This is a genomic window from Thalassovita mangrovi (assembly GCF_009857745.1).
Taxonomy (GTDB): domain Bacteria; phylum Pseudomonadota; class Alphaproteobacteria; order Rhodobacterales; family Rhodobacteraceae; genus Thalassobius; species Thalassobius mangrovi.
Genome location: NZ_WWEN01000008.1, coordinates 46,744 through 62,589, shown reverse-complemented (window position 1 = coordinate 62,589; position 15,846 = coordinate 46,744). Strand labels below are relative to the sequence as shown.

Genomic DNA, 15,846 nt, shown 5'->3' with positions numbered 1-15,846 from the left:
GGTTTTTTTCGGCCAGCACCACCCCGATCGCGCCAATTCGTATTTGGGATCTGGTGCTGTAACGGAATGCAGGAACGACATTGAATGCCCAATCGCGATAAACGAGAAAAAGTTCATACTCTCACCCGTTGACTTAGAAATGAGACAACGGAAACCTAGCAAGGCAGGTATCCGGAAACCTTGGGACATCTCGCGGAAAACGCATTTCATTCAAGCCAATCTGATCAGAGCGCACCGAAAAAGGCAGGACTATGAGGGATAACAACAAGAAATGGGGCCTGATCGGCCTTGCGATTGCCATCGCCGCCGCGGGGTATTTCCTCTGGGGCCGGATTGGGACATCGGATGTTGCCGAAGGGATCGCTTATGGCAACGGGCGCATCGAAGCCACCGAGATCGATATTTCCGCACTCGCCGGCGGCCGTATCTCCGAAATCCTGCCGCAGGAAGGCGATTTCGTGAAGGCGGGCGATGTTCTCGTCCAGATGGATATCACCCTGCTCACGGCGCAGAAACGCCAGGCCGAGGCGCAGCTGAAACGCGCGCAGATCGGGATCGAGACGGCGAAGGCGCTGGTCGCGCAGGCCGAGGCGCAGGAACGTGCCGCCGCCGCATTGGTCGATCAGGCTCGCGCTGCGGCCGATGCCGCCGCGAGCCGCCTTGCCAGGTCGAAACAGCTGAAACAGACCAATGTCATTTCGCAGCAGGTTCTCGACGATGATCTTGCCACCGACCTGCAGGCGAAGGCGGGGCTCGCCTCGGCCGAGGCGTCACAGGCCGCGGCCACCGCCGGCGTCGGATCGGCCAAAGCGCAGGTGGTCGATGCCGAAGCCGCCGTCGAGGCGGCACAGGCCGCTATCGAGGCGATCCAGTCCTCGATCGACGATGCGACGTTGCGATCGCCGCGGGATGGGCGGGTGCAGTATCGCATCGCGCAGGAAGGCGAAGTCGTGGGCGCCGGATCGCGGATTCTCAACCTGGTGGATCTGGCCGACGTCTATATGACCTTCTTCCTGCCCACGCCGCAGGCCGGACGGGTCCAGGTCGGTCAGGAGGTCCGGATCGTGATGGACACCCTGCCGGACATGGCCGTTCCGGCGACGGTTTCCTATGTGGCCGACGTGGCGCAATTCACCCCCAAGACCGTGGAAACGGTCGAGGAGCGCGAAAAGTTGATGTTCCGAGTGCGCGCGCGCGTCGATCCCGCACTTCTGCAAACCTATATCGAATATGTCAAAACCGGCCTTCCCGGCATGGCCTATCTGCGCATCGATCCCGAGGTTGAGTGGCCGGCCTTTCTTTCCGAAATCGTGAAATGACACAGCAGGCGGATACAGGGCGCGACACCATTGCCGAGGTCTCGTCGCTCGGCCTGCGCTATGGCAAGACCGTGGCGCTGCGGGACATATCGCTTGCCCTCCCCGCCGGCAAGATGCTCGGCCTGATCGGGCCGGACGGGGTCGGCAAGTCGAGCCTCCTGGCTCTTTTGGCGGGATCGCGTGTGATCCAGGAGGGCGAGGTGCATGTGCTTGGCGGCGACATGCGTGACGCCGCGCATCGCCGCCGGGTCTGTTCGCGCATCGCCTATATGCCGCAGGGGCTGGGCAAGAACCTCTACCCGACCCTGTCGGTGTTCGAAAATCTCGACTTTTTCGGGCGGCTCTTCGGCCATGACCTGGCCGAGCGCGAAAAACGGATCGACGCCCTGCTGGCCGCAACCGGCATGTCGCCCTTCCGCGACCGGCCCGTCGCCAAGCTGTCGGGCGGGATGAAGCAGAAGCTCGGCCTGTGTTGCGCCCTGATCCACGATCCGGATTTCCTGATCCTCGACGAACCGACAACCGGGGTAGACCCGCTGTCGCGGCGCCAGTTCTGGGAACTGATCGAAAAGATCCGCGCGGACCGGCCGGGGATGAGCGTGATCGTGTCCACCGCCTACATGGAAGAAGCCGCGCGCTTCGACTGGCTGGTGGCGATGAATGACGGGCGGGTGCTTGATACCGGAACGCCCGCCGAATTGCTGCAACGCACCGGGACCGGGACGCTGGACGAGGCGTTCATCGTGCTGCTGCCCGAGGACGACCGGCGCGGATACGAGAAGGTTTCGATCCCGCCGCTGCAAGGCGCACATGACAAGATCGCGATCGAAGCCGAAGACCTGACCAAGCTGTTCGGCGATTTCACCGCGGTCGATTCCGTCAGCTTCCGCATCCGCAAGGGCGAAATTTTCGGCTTCCTCGGGTCCAACGGTTGCGGCAAGACGACCACGATGAAGATGCTGACCGGGCTGCTGGAACCGAGCAATGGCAAGGCCCAGCTTTTCGGCCATGAGGTCGATGCGCGCGACATGGCCACGCGGCGCCGCGTGGGCTTCATGAGCCAGTCCTTCTCGCTCTATACCGAACTGACGGTGCGGCAGAATCTCATCCTGCACGCCCGCCTCTTCGGCATCGACGAAGAAGAAATACCAGGCCGCGTCGAGGACATGGTCACCCGCTTCGACCTGGCCGCGGATATAGACAGCCTGCCCTCGGCCCTGCCTCTGGGCATCCGCCAGCGCCTCTCGCTGGCGGTCGCGCTGATCCACGGGCCCGAGATTCTGATCCTCGATGAACCGACCTCGGGCGTCGATCCGGTGGCGCGCGACGGGTTCTGGAAGCTCCTGGGGGAACTGTCACGCCGCGACGGGGTGACGATTTTCGTGTCGACCCATTTCATGAACGAAGCCGAACTTTGCGACCGGATCTCGCTCATGCATGCCGGGGACGTCCTGGTCAGCGATTCCGCCGAAGCGATCAAGGCCTCGAAAAACGCCGAAACCCTGGAAGAAGCCTTCATCGCGTACCTGGAGGAGGCGATCGGGACGCCGGAGGAAGAAACGCCCCCGCCCGCCCCCGAACCTGCCCCGCAGCCGGGGCGCCGCCGGTTCCCGGACGGCGCGCAAAGCACCTTCAGCCTGCGCCGGTTATACAGTTTCTTTCGGCTCGAATCCCTGCAGCTGCGGCGTGATCCGATCCGCCTCTTCACGGCGCTCATCGGTTCGGTCCTGCTGATGTTCGTGAACGGTTACGGCGTCAGCATGGATGTCGAGGACCTCACCTTCGCGGCACTTGACCGCGACAAGACCTCGATGAGCCGCGACTATATTCAGGATATCGCCGGGTCTCGCTATTTCATCGAGCAACCGCCGCTCGAAAGCCATGCCGAAATGGATGCACGAATGCGCGCGGGCGAACTTGGCCTCGCCCTCGAAATCCCGCCCGGTTTCGCGCGCCGGGTGGCGCGGGGCGAAACGGTGGAAATCGGCGCCTGGATCGACGGCGGCAATCCCCTGACCGCCAATACGGTCAGCGGCTATGTCCAGGGGATGCACGCGGACTGGCTTCAGCGCAAGGCGCGCGAAGCCTATGGCGATGCCGCGATCGCCGGCAATTTCGAACTTGTCACCCGCTTTCGCTACAACCCCGATCTCCAGAGCATCATCGCCATCGTCCCGGCGGTCATCCCCCTGCTGCTGCTGATGATCCCGGCGATCCTCGCCGCGCTCAGCGTGGTGCGGGAAAAGGAACTCGGGTCGATCATCAACCTCTATGTCACGCCGGCCACCCGGTTCGAATTCCTGCTTGGAAAACAACTGGCCTATGTCGCGCTTGCGTTTGTGAATTTCCTTCTGATGACCTTCATGGCCCTGACGATCTTCGGCGTTCCCTTCACGGGAAGCTTTGCCGCGCTGACGCTTTCGGCCATCCTTTACGTGATCGCGACGACGGCAATCGGGCTGTTCATTTCGGTCTTCATCTCCAGCCAGATCACGGCACTTTTCGCCACGGCAATGCTGACCATGATCCCGGGCGTGCAATATTCCGGCCTGATCGATCCGGTCTCCGCGCTGTCGGGCGCTGGCAGGATCGTGGGTGAAATCTATCCGACCTCATGGTTCATCACCGTGGCCCGCGGCACCTTCTCCAAGGGGCTCGGTTTTGAGGATCTTTCGCAAGCAATGACCATGATCGCGCTCGCCATCCCGGTGGTGCTCGGGCTCGCGACTCTTCTTCTCAGGAAACAGGCTAGGTGAACGGGATGAACATCCGAAATATCTTTCGCCTGGGGATCAAGGAACTGCGGGGACTGGTGCGCGATCCGATCATGGTCTTCCTGATCGTCTATTCGTTCTCGCACCTGATATACACCTCGGCCACGTCAGTGCCCGACGCGCTTGCCAATGCGGCGATCTCGATCGTGGACGAGGATCAGTCGCATCTCTCCTCGCGCATCACCTCGGCCTTCTACCCGCCCTATTTCGTAGCGCCGAACGTGATCTCGATAGACGAGATGGATACCCGCATGGATGCCGGGATGGATACGTTCGCTCTCGACATTCCGCCGGATTTCGAACGTGACGTTCTGGCCGGGCGGGTCCCCGCCATTCAGTTCAATATCGATGCGACACGCACCACGCAGGCCTTTACCGGCAGCGGCTATATTCAGCAGATCGTCACCAGCGAAGTGTCCGAATTCGTGGCGCATTACCGCTCTGCACCCAGCCTACAGGTCGATCTGGCGATGCGCGCACGCTATAACCCGTCGCTCGATCCCAGCTGGTTCGGCGCGATCAACAGCGTGATCCAGTCCATCACCATCCTGTCGCTCGTCCTCACCGGCGCCGCTCTCATCCGCGAAAAGGAACACGGCACGGTCGAACATCTGCTGGTCATGCCGGTCAGCGCGACCGAGATCATGCTGTCCAAGATCTGGTCGATGGGGCTGGTGGTCTTCGCCGGCTCGGCTTTCGCGCTCGTCGTGGTGATCCAGCAGTTTCTTGACGTGCCGATCCTCGGATCACTGCCGCTCTTCCTGGCGGGGTCGGCGCTGATGATCTTTGCGATGACATCCATGGGCATTTTCCTTGCGACGGTCGCCGGGTCGATGCCGCGCTTCGGGCTTCTTCTCATGCTCGTTCTGCTGCCGATCCAGATGCTGTCGGGGGGCATGACCCCGCGCGAAAGCATGCCCCAACTGGTCCAGGACATCATGCTTTTCGTGCCCAACACCCATTACATCCTGCTCTCGCAAGGCATCCTTTTCCGGGGGGCCGGGTTCGATGTGGTCTGGCCGCAGTTTCTGGCGCTCACCGTCATCGGCATGACGCTTTTCTGGTTCGCGCTCGGCCGTTTCCGGGCATTTCTGCGCTAGCAGCGCCTCGCGGTCCTATTCCCCCGCGGCCTGTCCGTTGCTCCGGGCGTCCTGCATCCAGTCGTCCAGCGCCGCGATCTGCTCGGCGCTCATCCGCAGGCCAAGCTTGGAGCGGCGCCAGACCACGTCTTCGGCCCGGACCGCATATTCTCGATCCATCAGCCAACGGACTTCGCGTTCGGTCAGGGTCGCGCCGAAGTCGCGGCCAAGATCGGCCGCGCTGCCCGCGTCGCCCAGCACCTCGGCCGCCTCGGTGCCATAGGCCCGGACCAGCCGCCGCGCCCAGAACGCGTCAAGGAAGGGATAGGCCGCCCGCAGCTCCGCGATCAGGCGGTCCACCCCATCCACCGGGAAATCCCCGCCAGGCAGCGCCGCGCCCCCGGTCCAGCGCCCGCCGGTACCGGGGAAGAACGGGCCGATCTTTTCCAGCGCGGATTCCGCCAGCCGGCGATAGGTGGTGATCTTGCCGCCAAACACGTTCAGCACCGGGGCGCCGGTGCTTTCGTCAAGCTTGAGCACGTAATCGCGCGTCGCCGCCGTGGCCGAACTGGCCCCGTCATCGTAAAGCGGCCGCACGCCGGAATAGGTCCAGACCACGTCGTCGCGCGACAACGGCGTCTTGAAATATTCGGAGGCGAAGGAAATCAGGTAGTCCTGTTCTGCCTCGGTACAGACCGGCGACCGGTCGGGATCGTCGTGATCCGCATCGGTGGTGCCGATCAGGGTGAAATCGGTTTCATAGGGAATGGCGAAGATGATCCGGCCATCGGTGCCCTGGAAGAAATAGCATTTGTCGTGATCGAACAGGCGGCGCGTCACGATATGGCTGCCGCGCACCAGCCGGACCCCCGCGCCGTTGTCCAGATGCACGGTGTCGCGGATCACCTTGCCCACCCAGGGCCCCGCCGCGTTGACCAGCATCTTGGCCCGGATCGCGCGCGTTTCGCCGCTGTCGGCGTCTTCGACCTGCACCGTCCACAGCCCGTCTTCGACCACGGCCGACACGACCCTGCTCCGCGTCATGATGCGCGCGCCATGTGCTTCGGCATCGCGGGCGTTCAGCACGACAAGCCGGGAATCCTCCACCCAGCAGTCGGAATATTCATAGGCCTTGTGGAACTTGTCCTTCAGCACCGACCCGGCCGGATCCCGCGTCAGGTCGACCGTCCGCGTACCGGGCAGAATCTTGCGCCCGCCCAGGTGGTCATACAGGAACAGCCCCAGCCGGATCAGCCAGGCCGGGCGGCGCCCCTTCATCCAGGGCATGAAGACGCCAAGAAGCCGCGATGTCGGCGTATCCGCCTCGAACCGCATGTCGCGGTGATAGGGCAGCACGAAGCGCATCGGCCAGCTGATATGCGGCATCGCGCGCAGCAGCACCTCGCGTTCGGTCAGCGCCTCGCGCACCAGCCGGAATTCGAAATATTCCAGGTAACGCAGCCCGCCATGAAACAGCTTGGTCGAGGACGAAGACGTGGCCTGCGCCAGATCGCCCATTTCGGCCAGCGTGACGGAAAGCCCCCGCCCTGCCGCATCCCGCGCGATGCCGCAGCCGTTGATGCCGCCGCCAATGACGAACAGATCGACGGCGTGATCGCCAGAATTGCCGTTTTCCATCCTGTTATCCTTTCCTCGCCCGCCTCAAAGGGGCCAGGCCGCCACCGAATTCGTGACGCCCGCGCCTTCCAGCGCCCGCCTGAGGGGGGCCTCCGGCGGGCGGGAACGAAGTCACTCCTTGCGTTGCAGCGCGATCATCATCAGCGCCAGGGCCGACGATCCGATCATCAGCAACAGCGACACCGCGTTCAGCAGCGGGGTCGAACCCTCTTTCATCCGGTCGAACATCGCGATGGTCAGCGGCGCGTCCGACCCGACCAGCATCAGGGTCGTGTTGAAGTTCTCGAAGCTCATCAGGAAGGCCACCACGAACCCGCCGATCAGCGCCGGCAGCAGGAAGGGCAGCGTCACCGTGCGCACCGCGGTCAGGTGGCTTGCCCCGAGGTTCAGCGCGGCCTCTTCCAAGGACCGGTCGAACTTGTGCAACCGCGCGGAAATCACCAGTGTCACGATCGTGGTCACGAAGGAAAACTGCCCCAGGATGACCAGCGGCAGACCGGGACGCAAAGCTTCGATATCCCAGCCGATCGTTTCCTCGATCCCGTTGGCCGCGGTCGAGGAGAAGACGAGGATGGAAATGCCCAGCACGATACCCGGGATGACCAGCGGCAGCAGCATCAGCATGTAGAAGAAGCTTTTCATCCGGAAATCGTAGCGGTTGAACAGGAAGGCGTTGGTCGCCCCCAGGGCCACGGCCATCAGCGACACGAAGAACGCGATGAAGGCCGAATTGCCAAGCGCCCGCAGGATGGGCCGTTCATGGAACACGCCGATCATCGGGCGTTCGCTGCCGAAGAACCAGGCCAGCGTGCCGCCTTCCCACGGCAGCGATGGAAACTGGCTGTTGTTGAAGGCGAACACCGACACCACCACGAGAGGCAGCGCCAGATAGAGGAAGAACAGCGCCACGTAGGCGCGGTAGCCATAGCGGACAAGGCGGGGTTGGCGGATTGTCGGGATCATCTGTTACCCCATCGTCTTTTCAAGCGTCTGGCCGGACAGTTTCAGCGTGCCCCAGACAATGATCGAAGACAGCAGCAGCAGCATGAAGCCGAAGGCCGCGCCCAGTTCCCAGTTGAAGCGTACGATGAACTGCGAATAGATCAGCTCGGTGAACCACAGGCTGTCCTTGCCGCCCAGCATGGTGGGGGTCAGGTAATTGCCCAGCGACAGCATGAACACCACGATCGATCCCGACACGATGCCCGGCATCGCGTGCGGGATGACGATTTCGCGCATCACCGAAATGCCGTTGCCGCCAAGGTCGTACCCGGCCTCGATCACGCTGTCGTCGAGGCTTTCCATCGTGGTGATCAGCGGCACCACCATGAACAGCATCGAGGTATAGACCAGCCCCACCATCATGGAGACGTCGTTATACAGCATCTCGACCGGCTGATCGGCCAAACCGGCCCATTGCAGCAGGCTGGAAAACACGCCGGTTTCGCGCAGCAGGATCATCCAGCCGAAGGTCCGCACCAGTTCCGACACCCAGAACGGCACCAGGCACAGCAGGAACAGCGCCGATTGCAGACGTCCCTTGGCGATCTTGGCGATGTAGAAGGCGACCGGGAACCCGATCACCAGGGTCAGGGCGGTGGCCAGAACCGACATCAGCGCGGTGCGCGCGAAGGTCAGCATGTAAAGCGGTTCGCGGAAAAACGTCAGGTAGTTGGCAAGGCTGGTGTCGTATTTGCCCACGCCGACACGTTCGCGGATCGAGATCAGGAACATGTCGATATGCGGGATGATGATCAGCAGCCCCAGCCACAGGATCAGCGGCGAGAACAGCAGGATAAATCCGAGTTTCGATCCAGCGCGCATCACTCAAACACCTTCGTGAAATCGTCCGACGCGGCGAAGGCGTTGGCCTGTTCGCCCGACCATCCCAGATGCAGCGCGTCGCCCCGGCTGATACCGGAAAATTCGCCCGATTGCGGCAGGGTCGCCTCGATCTCCTGGCCGTTTTCGGCCCTGACGATCAACCGGCTGGCCGCCCCGTTGAACAGGATCGACGACACGGTGCCGCGCATGGTGTTTTCGAATTGCGACAGTTCGTCGGCGCTCCGGCCGACGCGGATCGCTTCGGGCCGGACATAGATATCAGCGGCGGCGCCGACAGACAGGCCGCGACCCTGGTCGCTGCCGGTCATCGTCAGCCCGGCCTCGGTGGTGATCTGCAGCTGTCCACCTTCGGCGCGGGTCACCTTGCCCCGCCAGCGGTTGCTGTCGCCCACGAAGCCCGCGACGAAGGCGGTTTCGGGGCGGTAATAAAGGTCCTGCCCGGTGCCGACCTGTTCGAACCGCCCGTTGTTCATAACGGCGATCTGGTCGGACATGACCAGCGCTTCGGACTGGTCGTGGGTGATATAGACAAAGGTGGTGTCGAACTCGGCCTGCAGCGACTTGAGCTCGATCTTCATATGCTCGCGCAGCTTCAGGTCCAGCGCGCCCAGCGGTTCGTCCAGCAGCAGAACGTCGGGTTCCAGAACCATGCAGCGGGCGATCGCCACACGCTGTTTCTGGCCGCCCGACAATTCGTTGACCTTGCGCTGGCCGATCCCCGGCAGGCCGATCCGTTCCAGGACCTCGCCCACCTTGCGGGTGATTTCGTCCTGCGCGATGCCCTTGCGGCGCAACCCGTAGCCGATGTTGTCGGCGATATTCATCATCGGGAACAGCGCCAGATGCTGAAACACCATGTTCACCGGGCGCTTGTTGGGCGGCACGTCCAGCACCGAACGGCCCTTGATCCGGATATCCCCCGAAGTCGGGTCGATGAAGCCCGCAACCATCCGCATGATGGTGGTCTTGCCGCAGCCCGACGGGCCCAAAATGGAAAAGAAGGACCCGGCGGGAACCGAGAAGGACACATTGTCCACCGCAGTGAAGGCGTCGAATGTCTTGGTCAGATTCTGAATTTCAAGATCTTGGAGCGTCATGCAAAACTCGATCAAATTGCTCACCCCCGAACCTGAGGTCCGGGGGTGATCGTTGGTGGTTAACGTGGAAACGGACGGATCAGTTGGCGGCTTTCACGCGGTCAAGCGCGGCGCCTTCGATCATTTCCAGACCGGCGGGAACCGGCGGATACCACTTGATGTTGTCCACGGCTTCGGGCGGGAAGCTCGCCTGGTAGCGGGCTTTCAGGTCGGCCGAAACGAATTCGTCCGCGCCCTTCGAAGCGGTGAAGTTGCCCGCCGCGTCAGTGATCTTGGCGGCGATTTCCGGACGCATCACGAAGTTGATCCAGTCATAGGCGGCGGCATCCGACTTGCCCTTGGCGGGCAGAACGAAAGTGTCGATCCAGCCCAGGGCGCCGGAGGCCGGTGCCACGAAGGTGATGTCGGGGTTGTCGGCGTTCAGCTTCCAGCCGCCGGTATCCCAGGCCATCGAGGCAACGACTTCGCCCGAACGCAGCAGGCCCATCAGTTCGTCACCGCCGCCCCAGTAGGTTTTGACGTTGGGTTTGCAGTCGATCAGCTTGGCTTCGACCTGGTCGATGATGTCCTTATAGGCGGCTTCGTCACCATAGGCGGCGAACGGGTCCAGACCCATGGCATAGCCGAACCCGATCAGGGTCGGGCGCTTCAGGCGATAGGACACCTTGCCCGCGGCGTCGGCGTTACACAGGTCGGTGTAATCCTTCACACCGGCGGCCTTGGCGGTATCGACGACCAGACCCGAGGTGCCCCAGACATGCGGCACGCCGTAGACTTCGCCGTCGACGGTGGTGTTCGTCTTGGTCGCTTCCAGCATCGAACCGATGAACTGACCGGCGTCGATCTTGCTCAGGTCGATCGGCTTGTAGATGCCGAATTCCGCCTGCGGGCCGGCGATGCGGTCCTGGCTGGGCTGGGCAAGGTCGAAACCGCCGCCACGGGTGGCGCGCAGCTTGGCGATCATTTCCTCGTTATTGGACAGGGTCACTTCGACGGTGTGGCCGGTTTCCTTCTCGAACATCGCGACCACGTCTTCGGGCGCATAACCGCCCCAGGTCAGCAGGCGCAGCGTGTCTGCATTTGCGATGCCGGCAAAGCCGATTGCGGCGACACTGGCAGTGGAGAGAAGCGTTGCCGCCCTCTGGAATACGGATTTCATAGTTACCTCCAAGTGATTTACCTGCGTTGTTTCAGGCTTGTGAAAATTCAAATCCAAAAACACCGCAAAGACTTACGAATGATATTGACCAACCAGTCAAATTAAACCGGTGACAGATTTCTATGTCAATTGTGTAACATCATGATCCGCGCGGTTGCCGCGAGGGAACCGGGAACACCTGCCCGGTGACGCAGCACTTGCCCCGATGCCGCTTGCAGGGGCGCGTGAAAAAACCGCCCGGCCCTGCTTGAGCAGCCCCAAGCTCTATACCCAAAACGCCCGCGGCGTGTCTTGGGGGGCGTCAGCCTGTCATGTACGGGCAACAATTGCTTGCGGGGTCAAGAGCGGGACAGGGATTGATCCAAGCCGGATAACGCGGGCGCCACGATCTCAGCTCGCCTCCCGCGCATCCAGCCAGGAACGGATGATCTTCCGGTGGCGCTCGGCATCGTAGCTCGGGAAATGGCCGCCATGGACCAGGCGCACCGGCAAATCGTAAAGCCGCACCATCGAGCGGTAATAATCCGCGGCATCGGCGTGATAGGTGTCTTCGATCAACTCGCCGTCGTAAACGATATCGCCGGAAAACAGGATCCCCGTCGCCGCCTCCCACAGGGCGATGCCGCCCGGGGAATGGCCCGGCGTGTGGATCACCTCGAAATGCCGGTCGCCCAGGTCGATCACGTCGCCATCCTCCAGCAGACGGGTCGCCCCGGCGGCCTTCACCGAGTAGTCCTGAGACAGATAGGGGGACGGCGGCAGTTTATCGAAAATCTCGTCGGTGACGTAAGGATCGGCCAGCGTTGCCGCCCGGGTCGGATCGGCCAGGATATCGGCCTCGGCGCAATGCACCGCGCGGTCGTCGAATTCGTGATGGCAACCGATATGGTCGAAATGGGTATGGCTGGCGACGGCCGTCAACTTGCGCTCGGTCACCAGCGGCACCCATTGGCGCAGCGACACAACGCCCATGCCGCTGTCCACCAGCATGTCCCGGTCGCGCCCACGCACATGCCACATGTTGCAGCGGTAGAACGGCTGAATGAAGGGTTCGTCGATCAGAGTGACATCGTCGCCCAGCCGCTGAACCCTGTACCAGTCTTCGGGGCGGGCGCGCTCCATTCTCAGGCCTCCTTCGGGAAGACCAAGAAATCCCCGGGCTTCGCCGACAGTGTCAGGGTTTCACCCGCCGTGGGCAAGGCCCCGGCGGGCAGATGCGCGATCAGCACCATGTCCGGCGCGGCGTCTGGCACCAGATGCGCCCGGCAATGGGTGCCGAAAAAGGCCGCATCGCGGACCCGCGCCGGGCCGAGCGTCACGCCCCCCTGCCCGGTCTCCATCGCCTCGGGCCGCAGGCAGACGGTCGCTTCGCCACTCCCCCCGGCGGCAACCGGCAGCAGGCCGAACGCGGTTTCGATGCCTTGGGAGGTGATGCGGCCGGGGATATGGTTCATCTCGCCCATGAAATCGGCGGCGAACAGGGTCGCCGGTTCGTTGTAGATCCGCGCGGGCGCGCCGTGGTCTTCGATCCGGCCCGCATTCATCACCACGATCCGGTCGGCGATTGCCATCGCTTCTTCCTGATCGTGGGTGACGTGGACGAAGGTGGTGCCGACCTGCCGCTGGATCGCCTTCAATTCGTCCTGCATGGCGCGGCGCAGCTTCAGGTCCAGCGCGCCCAGCGGCTCATCAAGCAGCAGAACATCGGGTTCCACCGCCAATGCCCGGGCCAGCGCGACGCGCTGGCGCTGGCCGCCCGACAGTTCGTGCGGACGCTTGCCCGCCTCGGCGCGCAGCCCCACCAGGTCCAGCATCGCCTCGGCCCGGGCATGGCGTTCCTTCCGCCCTGCCCCGGCCATGCGCAGCCCGAAGGCAACATTGTCGCGCAGGCTCATATGCGGGAACAGCGCGTAGTCCTGGAACATCGTCGTAGTGGGACGTTTCGCCGGGGCCACCCGGGTCATATCGCGCCCGCCGATCAGCACCTTGCCCTGGGTCGGTTCGACAAAACCGCCGAGCACCGACAGGAGCGTGGTCTTGCCGCAGCCCGAGGGCCCCAGCAGGGTGACGTATTCGCCCGCCTCGATCTCCAGCGAAACGTCACGCAAGGCGTGGTAGGTGCCGAACCAGTGATTGAGGTCGGACAGGGTGACAGGCGCGGTCATTTGCGTCTCCGGAAGACGAGGATTTCAAGGAACAGAACGACGGTGATCGAGATCAGGAAAACAAGGCTGCCGATCGCGTTCAGGCGCGGCGACAGGCCCGAGCGCAGCAGCGACCAGATTTCCACCGGCAGGGTCACGTCGAACCGGGTCAGCAGGAAGGAGATGATGAATTCGTCCCAGCTCAGCGTCACCGACAGGAAGAAGGCGGCGGCGATGGACGGCAGCAGGATCGGCACGGTGATCAGCCCGATCACCTGCGCCTCGTTCGCGCCAAGATCGCGCGCGGCGCGTTCGGCGTTCTGCTGCTGCGCCCCCATCGAGGCGTAGATGATCGCGAAGGCCAGCGGCAGGTTGATCACCACGTGGCCGATCCCCGCTGTCCACAGCGACAGCCCCAGCCCGCTGCGGGTCAGCACGATCAGCAGACCCAGCCCCACGATCAGGTAACTGACCGTCAGCGGCGCGATCAGCAGCCCGCGGGCGAAAACCGACCCGGGCAGCACATGGCGGGCCAATCCGTAGGCGGCCAGAAAGCCCAGCGACACCGCCACGGAGGAGGACCCGAAGGCCACGAACAGCGAATTGCGAAGCGCCTCCATCAGGTCGGCGTCGCCCAGGATTTCGCCGTACCAGCGCAGCGACGGGCCGTTGAAGGGCGGCACCGGCAAGCTGCCGGACTGGAACGAAAACAGCACCAGCGCGCCCACCGGCAGGTAGATGAAGACAAAGGCGGCCAGAAGATAGGCCCAGGGCAGCGCGCGCATCATATCCGGTCCAGCCTCAACCAGCGGGCCGATGCCAGATAGGCCAGCGTCACGATCCCCATCAGCACGATGGCCAACGCCGAGGCGAGCGGGAAATCGGCCCTCCGGCCCAGCTGCACCATGATCACCTGCGGCACCGTCAGTTCGGTATTGCCGCCCAGGATCTGCGGCGTCACGTAATCGCCGATGCACAACACGAAGGTCAGGAACGCCCCGGTCACGATCCCCGGCAGGGTCAGCGGCAGGATCACGTGGCGGAAGGTCTGCAGCGCGTTGGCGCCCAGATCCATCGCCGCGCGGCGGTAATTGGGCGACAGCTGGATCAGGTTGGCATAGATCGTCAGCGTCAGCAGCATCACGAAGAAATGGACAAAGCCGGTGACGGTGGCAAAGCGCGTATTGGCCAGCGTGACCGGCTCGGAAATCAGCCCCAGCCCGATCAGCGCCTTGTTCACCACGCCTTCGCGCGCCAGCACCAACAGCCAGGCGTAGGACCGCACCACGTAAGAGGTCCAGAACGGCAGGATCGACAGCAACAGCGCCAGCCGCCGCCAGCGTTCGGGCACGCGGAAGGCGATGATCCAGGCCAGCGGATAGGCCAGCAGCACCGACACCACCGTGACGGTCAGGGTGATTTCCAGCGACACAAGGATGGCGCGCCAGAGATAGGCCTTCTCGGCCAGCTCGGCGTAGTTTTCAAAGGAAAAGCCCCAGATCAGGGTCCTGCCCTTCATCGTGGCAAGGCTCATCGCGCCCATCACGACGAAGGGCACGACGAAAAAGGCAATCGTCCACAAAAGGGCCGGGGCGACGAAGCCCCAGCCCGTTATGCGGTCGCGCATCCGGGTCATTGCTGCAGCGTTTCCAGCCACAGGTCCTGCATCTCGATATCGAGATCGGCGTCAGGCGCGGGGTAAAGCTGCGTCAGCGCCAGGTAATCGGGCTGCTGGTCCCAGCGAAGGATCGCTTTCTGATCGTCGCTCAGAACCTCACCGGCCTTGGCGTTGGCGGGCATCCCCCAGAAGCAGGACGAGGTGGCCAGACGCGCCTGCCCTTCCGGGCTGGCGATGTATTTGACGAACTCCAGCGCCAGGTCGGGCTTTTCCGTCCCGGCGACCACGCCGATGGATTGCGCCCAGCGAACCGCGCCTTCCTTGGGGATGGTCCAGGTCAGTTCGGGCTGTTCTTCGGCCAGAACCGCGGTCAGCCACTCGCCGCCGCCCACCACGATATCGACCTCGCCGGTGGCCAGCGCGGTCTGCGCCGCGACGACACCGGCGACCGAGGCCGCGTGCGAGCGCATGGTGGACAATTCGCTGCCGATCGCGGCGAGGTCATCCGACCCGATCTCGGCGGTCTTGATGCCCTTGGCGATCGCCGCCATGCCCATCACCGGCAGGTAATAGTCATAGATCGAAATGCGGCCGTCGTATTTTTCCGACCAGGCGGTGGAAAGGCTTTCCATGTCGACCGGATCGACCTTGCTGGAATTGTAGGAAATCGTGTTGTAGCCGAATTTTTCGGTCACCGCGTAGGTCACGCCATCGACGCTGTTATTGTCGGCCATCACCACTTCGGGGAAGAAATCGCCGGTCGGCAGCTGGTCTGTGGGCAGCGGGGCAAGGATGCCCGCCTCGACCGCGCGGAACACGTCGATGCCGTCGATGACCAGAACGTCCCAGTCGCCGGGGCGCGATTGTTCCAGCAGCGCCAGCGCCGCGCCGGTGCCTTCGTATTCGCGCAGGTTTACCTTGACGCCATGGGCGGCTTCGAACGGTTCGATCAGCGCCGGGTCGGTATGGTCGCACCAGACAAGCGCGTTGAGTTCTTCCTGCGCCGAAGCGGCACCCGCCGCGGCGGTCAGGATCGTGGTACTATGAAGGATCTTCTGCAGGCGGTTCATTAGGGATTCTCCCGGTTGTTGGACAGGTCGGCCGCTTTGAGTGCGGTTCTTGAAGAAAAAAGTTGAACTCATTCATTTTTGTAGTCAACAATAATTTTATACG

At 63.1% G+C, this 15,846-nt stretch carries 13 protein-coding genes; 3 read left to right on the top strand and 10 right to left on the bottom strand.

Annotation, left to right across the window (positions count from 1 at the left end):
- Nucleotides 1–251: 251 nt before the first annotated feature.
- Genes GR167_RS16285 through GR167_RS16275 form a run of 3 tightly spaced genes read left to right on the top strand, consistent with a single transcriptional unit; the run spans nucleotide 252 to nucleotide 5,193 of the window.
- A complete protein-coding gene (locus GR167_RS16285) occupies nucleotides 252–1,319 on the top strand; it encodes an HlyD family secretion protein (RefSeq protein WP_160974785.1) in 1,068 nt (355 codons plus the stop codon).
- On the top strand, nucleotides 1,316–4,075 hold the full coding sequence (rbbA, locus tag GR167_RS16280) for a ribosome-associated ATPase/putative transporter RbbA (protein ID WP_160974784.1): 2,760 nt from the start codon (nucleotides 1,316–1,318) through the stop codon (nucleotides 4,073–4,075). The genes GR167_RS16285 and rbbA overlap by 4 nt, the downstream gene beginning before the upstream one ends.
- 5 nt (nucleotides 4,076–4,080) lie before the next feature.
- On the top strand, nucleotides 4,081–5,193 hold the full coding sequence (locus tag GR167_RS16275) for an ABC transporter permease (RefSeq protein ID WP_160974783.1): 1,113 nt from the start codon (nucleotides 4,081–4,083) through the stop codon (nucleotides 5,191–5,193).
- 15 nt (nucleotides 5,194–5,208) lie between these two features.
- Here the strand turns inward: GR167_RS16275 and glpD are convergent, their stop codons facing one another.
- From glpD to GR167_RS16225, 10 genes are all read right to left on the bottom strand, one after another.
- Complete coding sequence (gene glpD, locus GR167_RS16270) at nucleotides 5,209–6,810, bottom strand: glycerol-3-phosphate dehydrogenase (protein ID WP_160974782.1); 1,602 nt, start codon at nucleotides 6,808–6,810, stop codon at nucleotides 5,209–5,211.
- Nucleotides 6,811–6,921: 111 nt separating this feature from the next.
- The gene (locus tag GR167_RS16265) at nucleotides 6,922–7,773 is read right to left on the bottom strand and encodes an ABC transporter permease (RefSeq protein ID WP_160974781.1); all 852 of its coding nucleotides are present in this window, start codon (nucleotides 7,771–7,773) and stop codon (nucleotides 6,922–6,924) included.
- A gap of 3 nt (nucleotides 7,774–7,776) precedes the next feature.
- Nucleotides 7,777–8,634, bottom strand: coding sequence for an ABC transporter permease (locus GR167_RS16260; RefSeq protein WP_160974780.1), 858 nt, complete (start codon nucleotides 8,632–8,634; stop codon nucleotides 7,777–7,779).
- Entirely contained in the window at nucleotides 8,634–9,752 is a 1,119-nt protein-coding gene (locus GR167_RS16255; RefSeq protein ID WP_160974779.1) for an ABC transporter ATP-binding protein, read from the bottom strand. The genes GR167_RS16260 and GR167_RS16255 overlap by 1 nt, the downstream gene beginning before the upstream one ends.
- A 79-nt stretch (nucleotides 9,753–9,831) precedes the next feature.
- On the bottom strand, nucleotides 9,832–10,911 hold the full coding sequence (locus GR167_RS16250; protein ID WP_160974778.1) for an extracellular solute-binding protein: 1,080 nt from the start codon (nucleotides 10,909–10,911) through the stop codon (nucleotides 9,832–9,834).
- A 390-nt stretch (nucleotides 10,912–11,301) separates the two neighbouring features.
- The gene (locus GR167_RS16245) at nucleotides 11,302–12,033 is read right to left on the bottom strand and encodes an MBL fold metallo-hydrolase (RefSeq protein ID WP_160974777.1); all 732 of its coding nucleotides are present in this window, start codon (nucleotides 12,031–12,033) and stop codon (nucleotides 11,302–11,304) included.
- A gap of 2 nt (nucleotides 12,034–12,035) precedes the next feature.
- Nucleotides 12,036–13,076, bottom strand: a complete 1,041-nt coding sequence (locus GR167_RS16240; protein ID WP_160974776.1) for an ABC transporter ATP-binding protein — start codon at nucleotides 13,074–13,076, stop codon at nucleotides 12,036–12,038.
- The gene (locus GR167_RS16235; RefSeq protein WP_160974775.1) at nucleotides 13,073–13,843 is read right to left on the bottom strand and encodes an ABC transporter permease; all 771 of its coding nucleotides are present in this window, start codon (nucleotides 13,841–13,843) and stop codon (nucleotides 13,073–13,075) included. The genes GR167_RS16240 and GR167_RS16235 overlap by 4 nt, the downstream gene beginning before the upstream one ends.
- Nucleotides 13,840–14,691 (bottom strand): ABC transporter permease, encoded by an 852-nt coding sequence (locus GR167_RS16230; RefSeq protein WP_160974774.1) that lies wholly within the window; start codon nucleotides 14,689–14,691, stop codon nucleotides 13,840–13,842. The genes GR167_RS16235 and GR167_RS16230 overlap by 4 nt, the downstream gene beginning before the upstream one ends.
- On the bottom strand, nucleotides 14,688–15,743 hold the full coding sequence (locus tag GR167_RS16225) for a polyamine ABC transporter substrate-binding protein (protein WP_160974773.1): 1,056 nt from the start codon (nucleotides 15,741–15,743) through the stop codon (nucleotides 14,688–14,690). The genes GR167_RS16230 and GR167_RS16225 overlap by 4 nt, the downstream gene beginning before the upstream one ends.
- Between the last annotated feature and the right edge of the window lie 103 nt (nucleotides 15,744–15,846).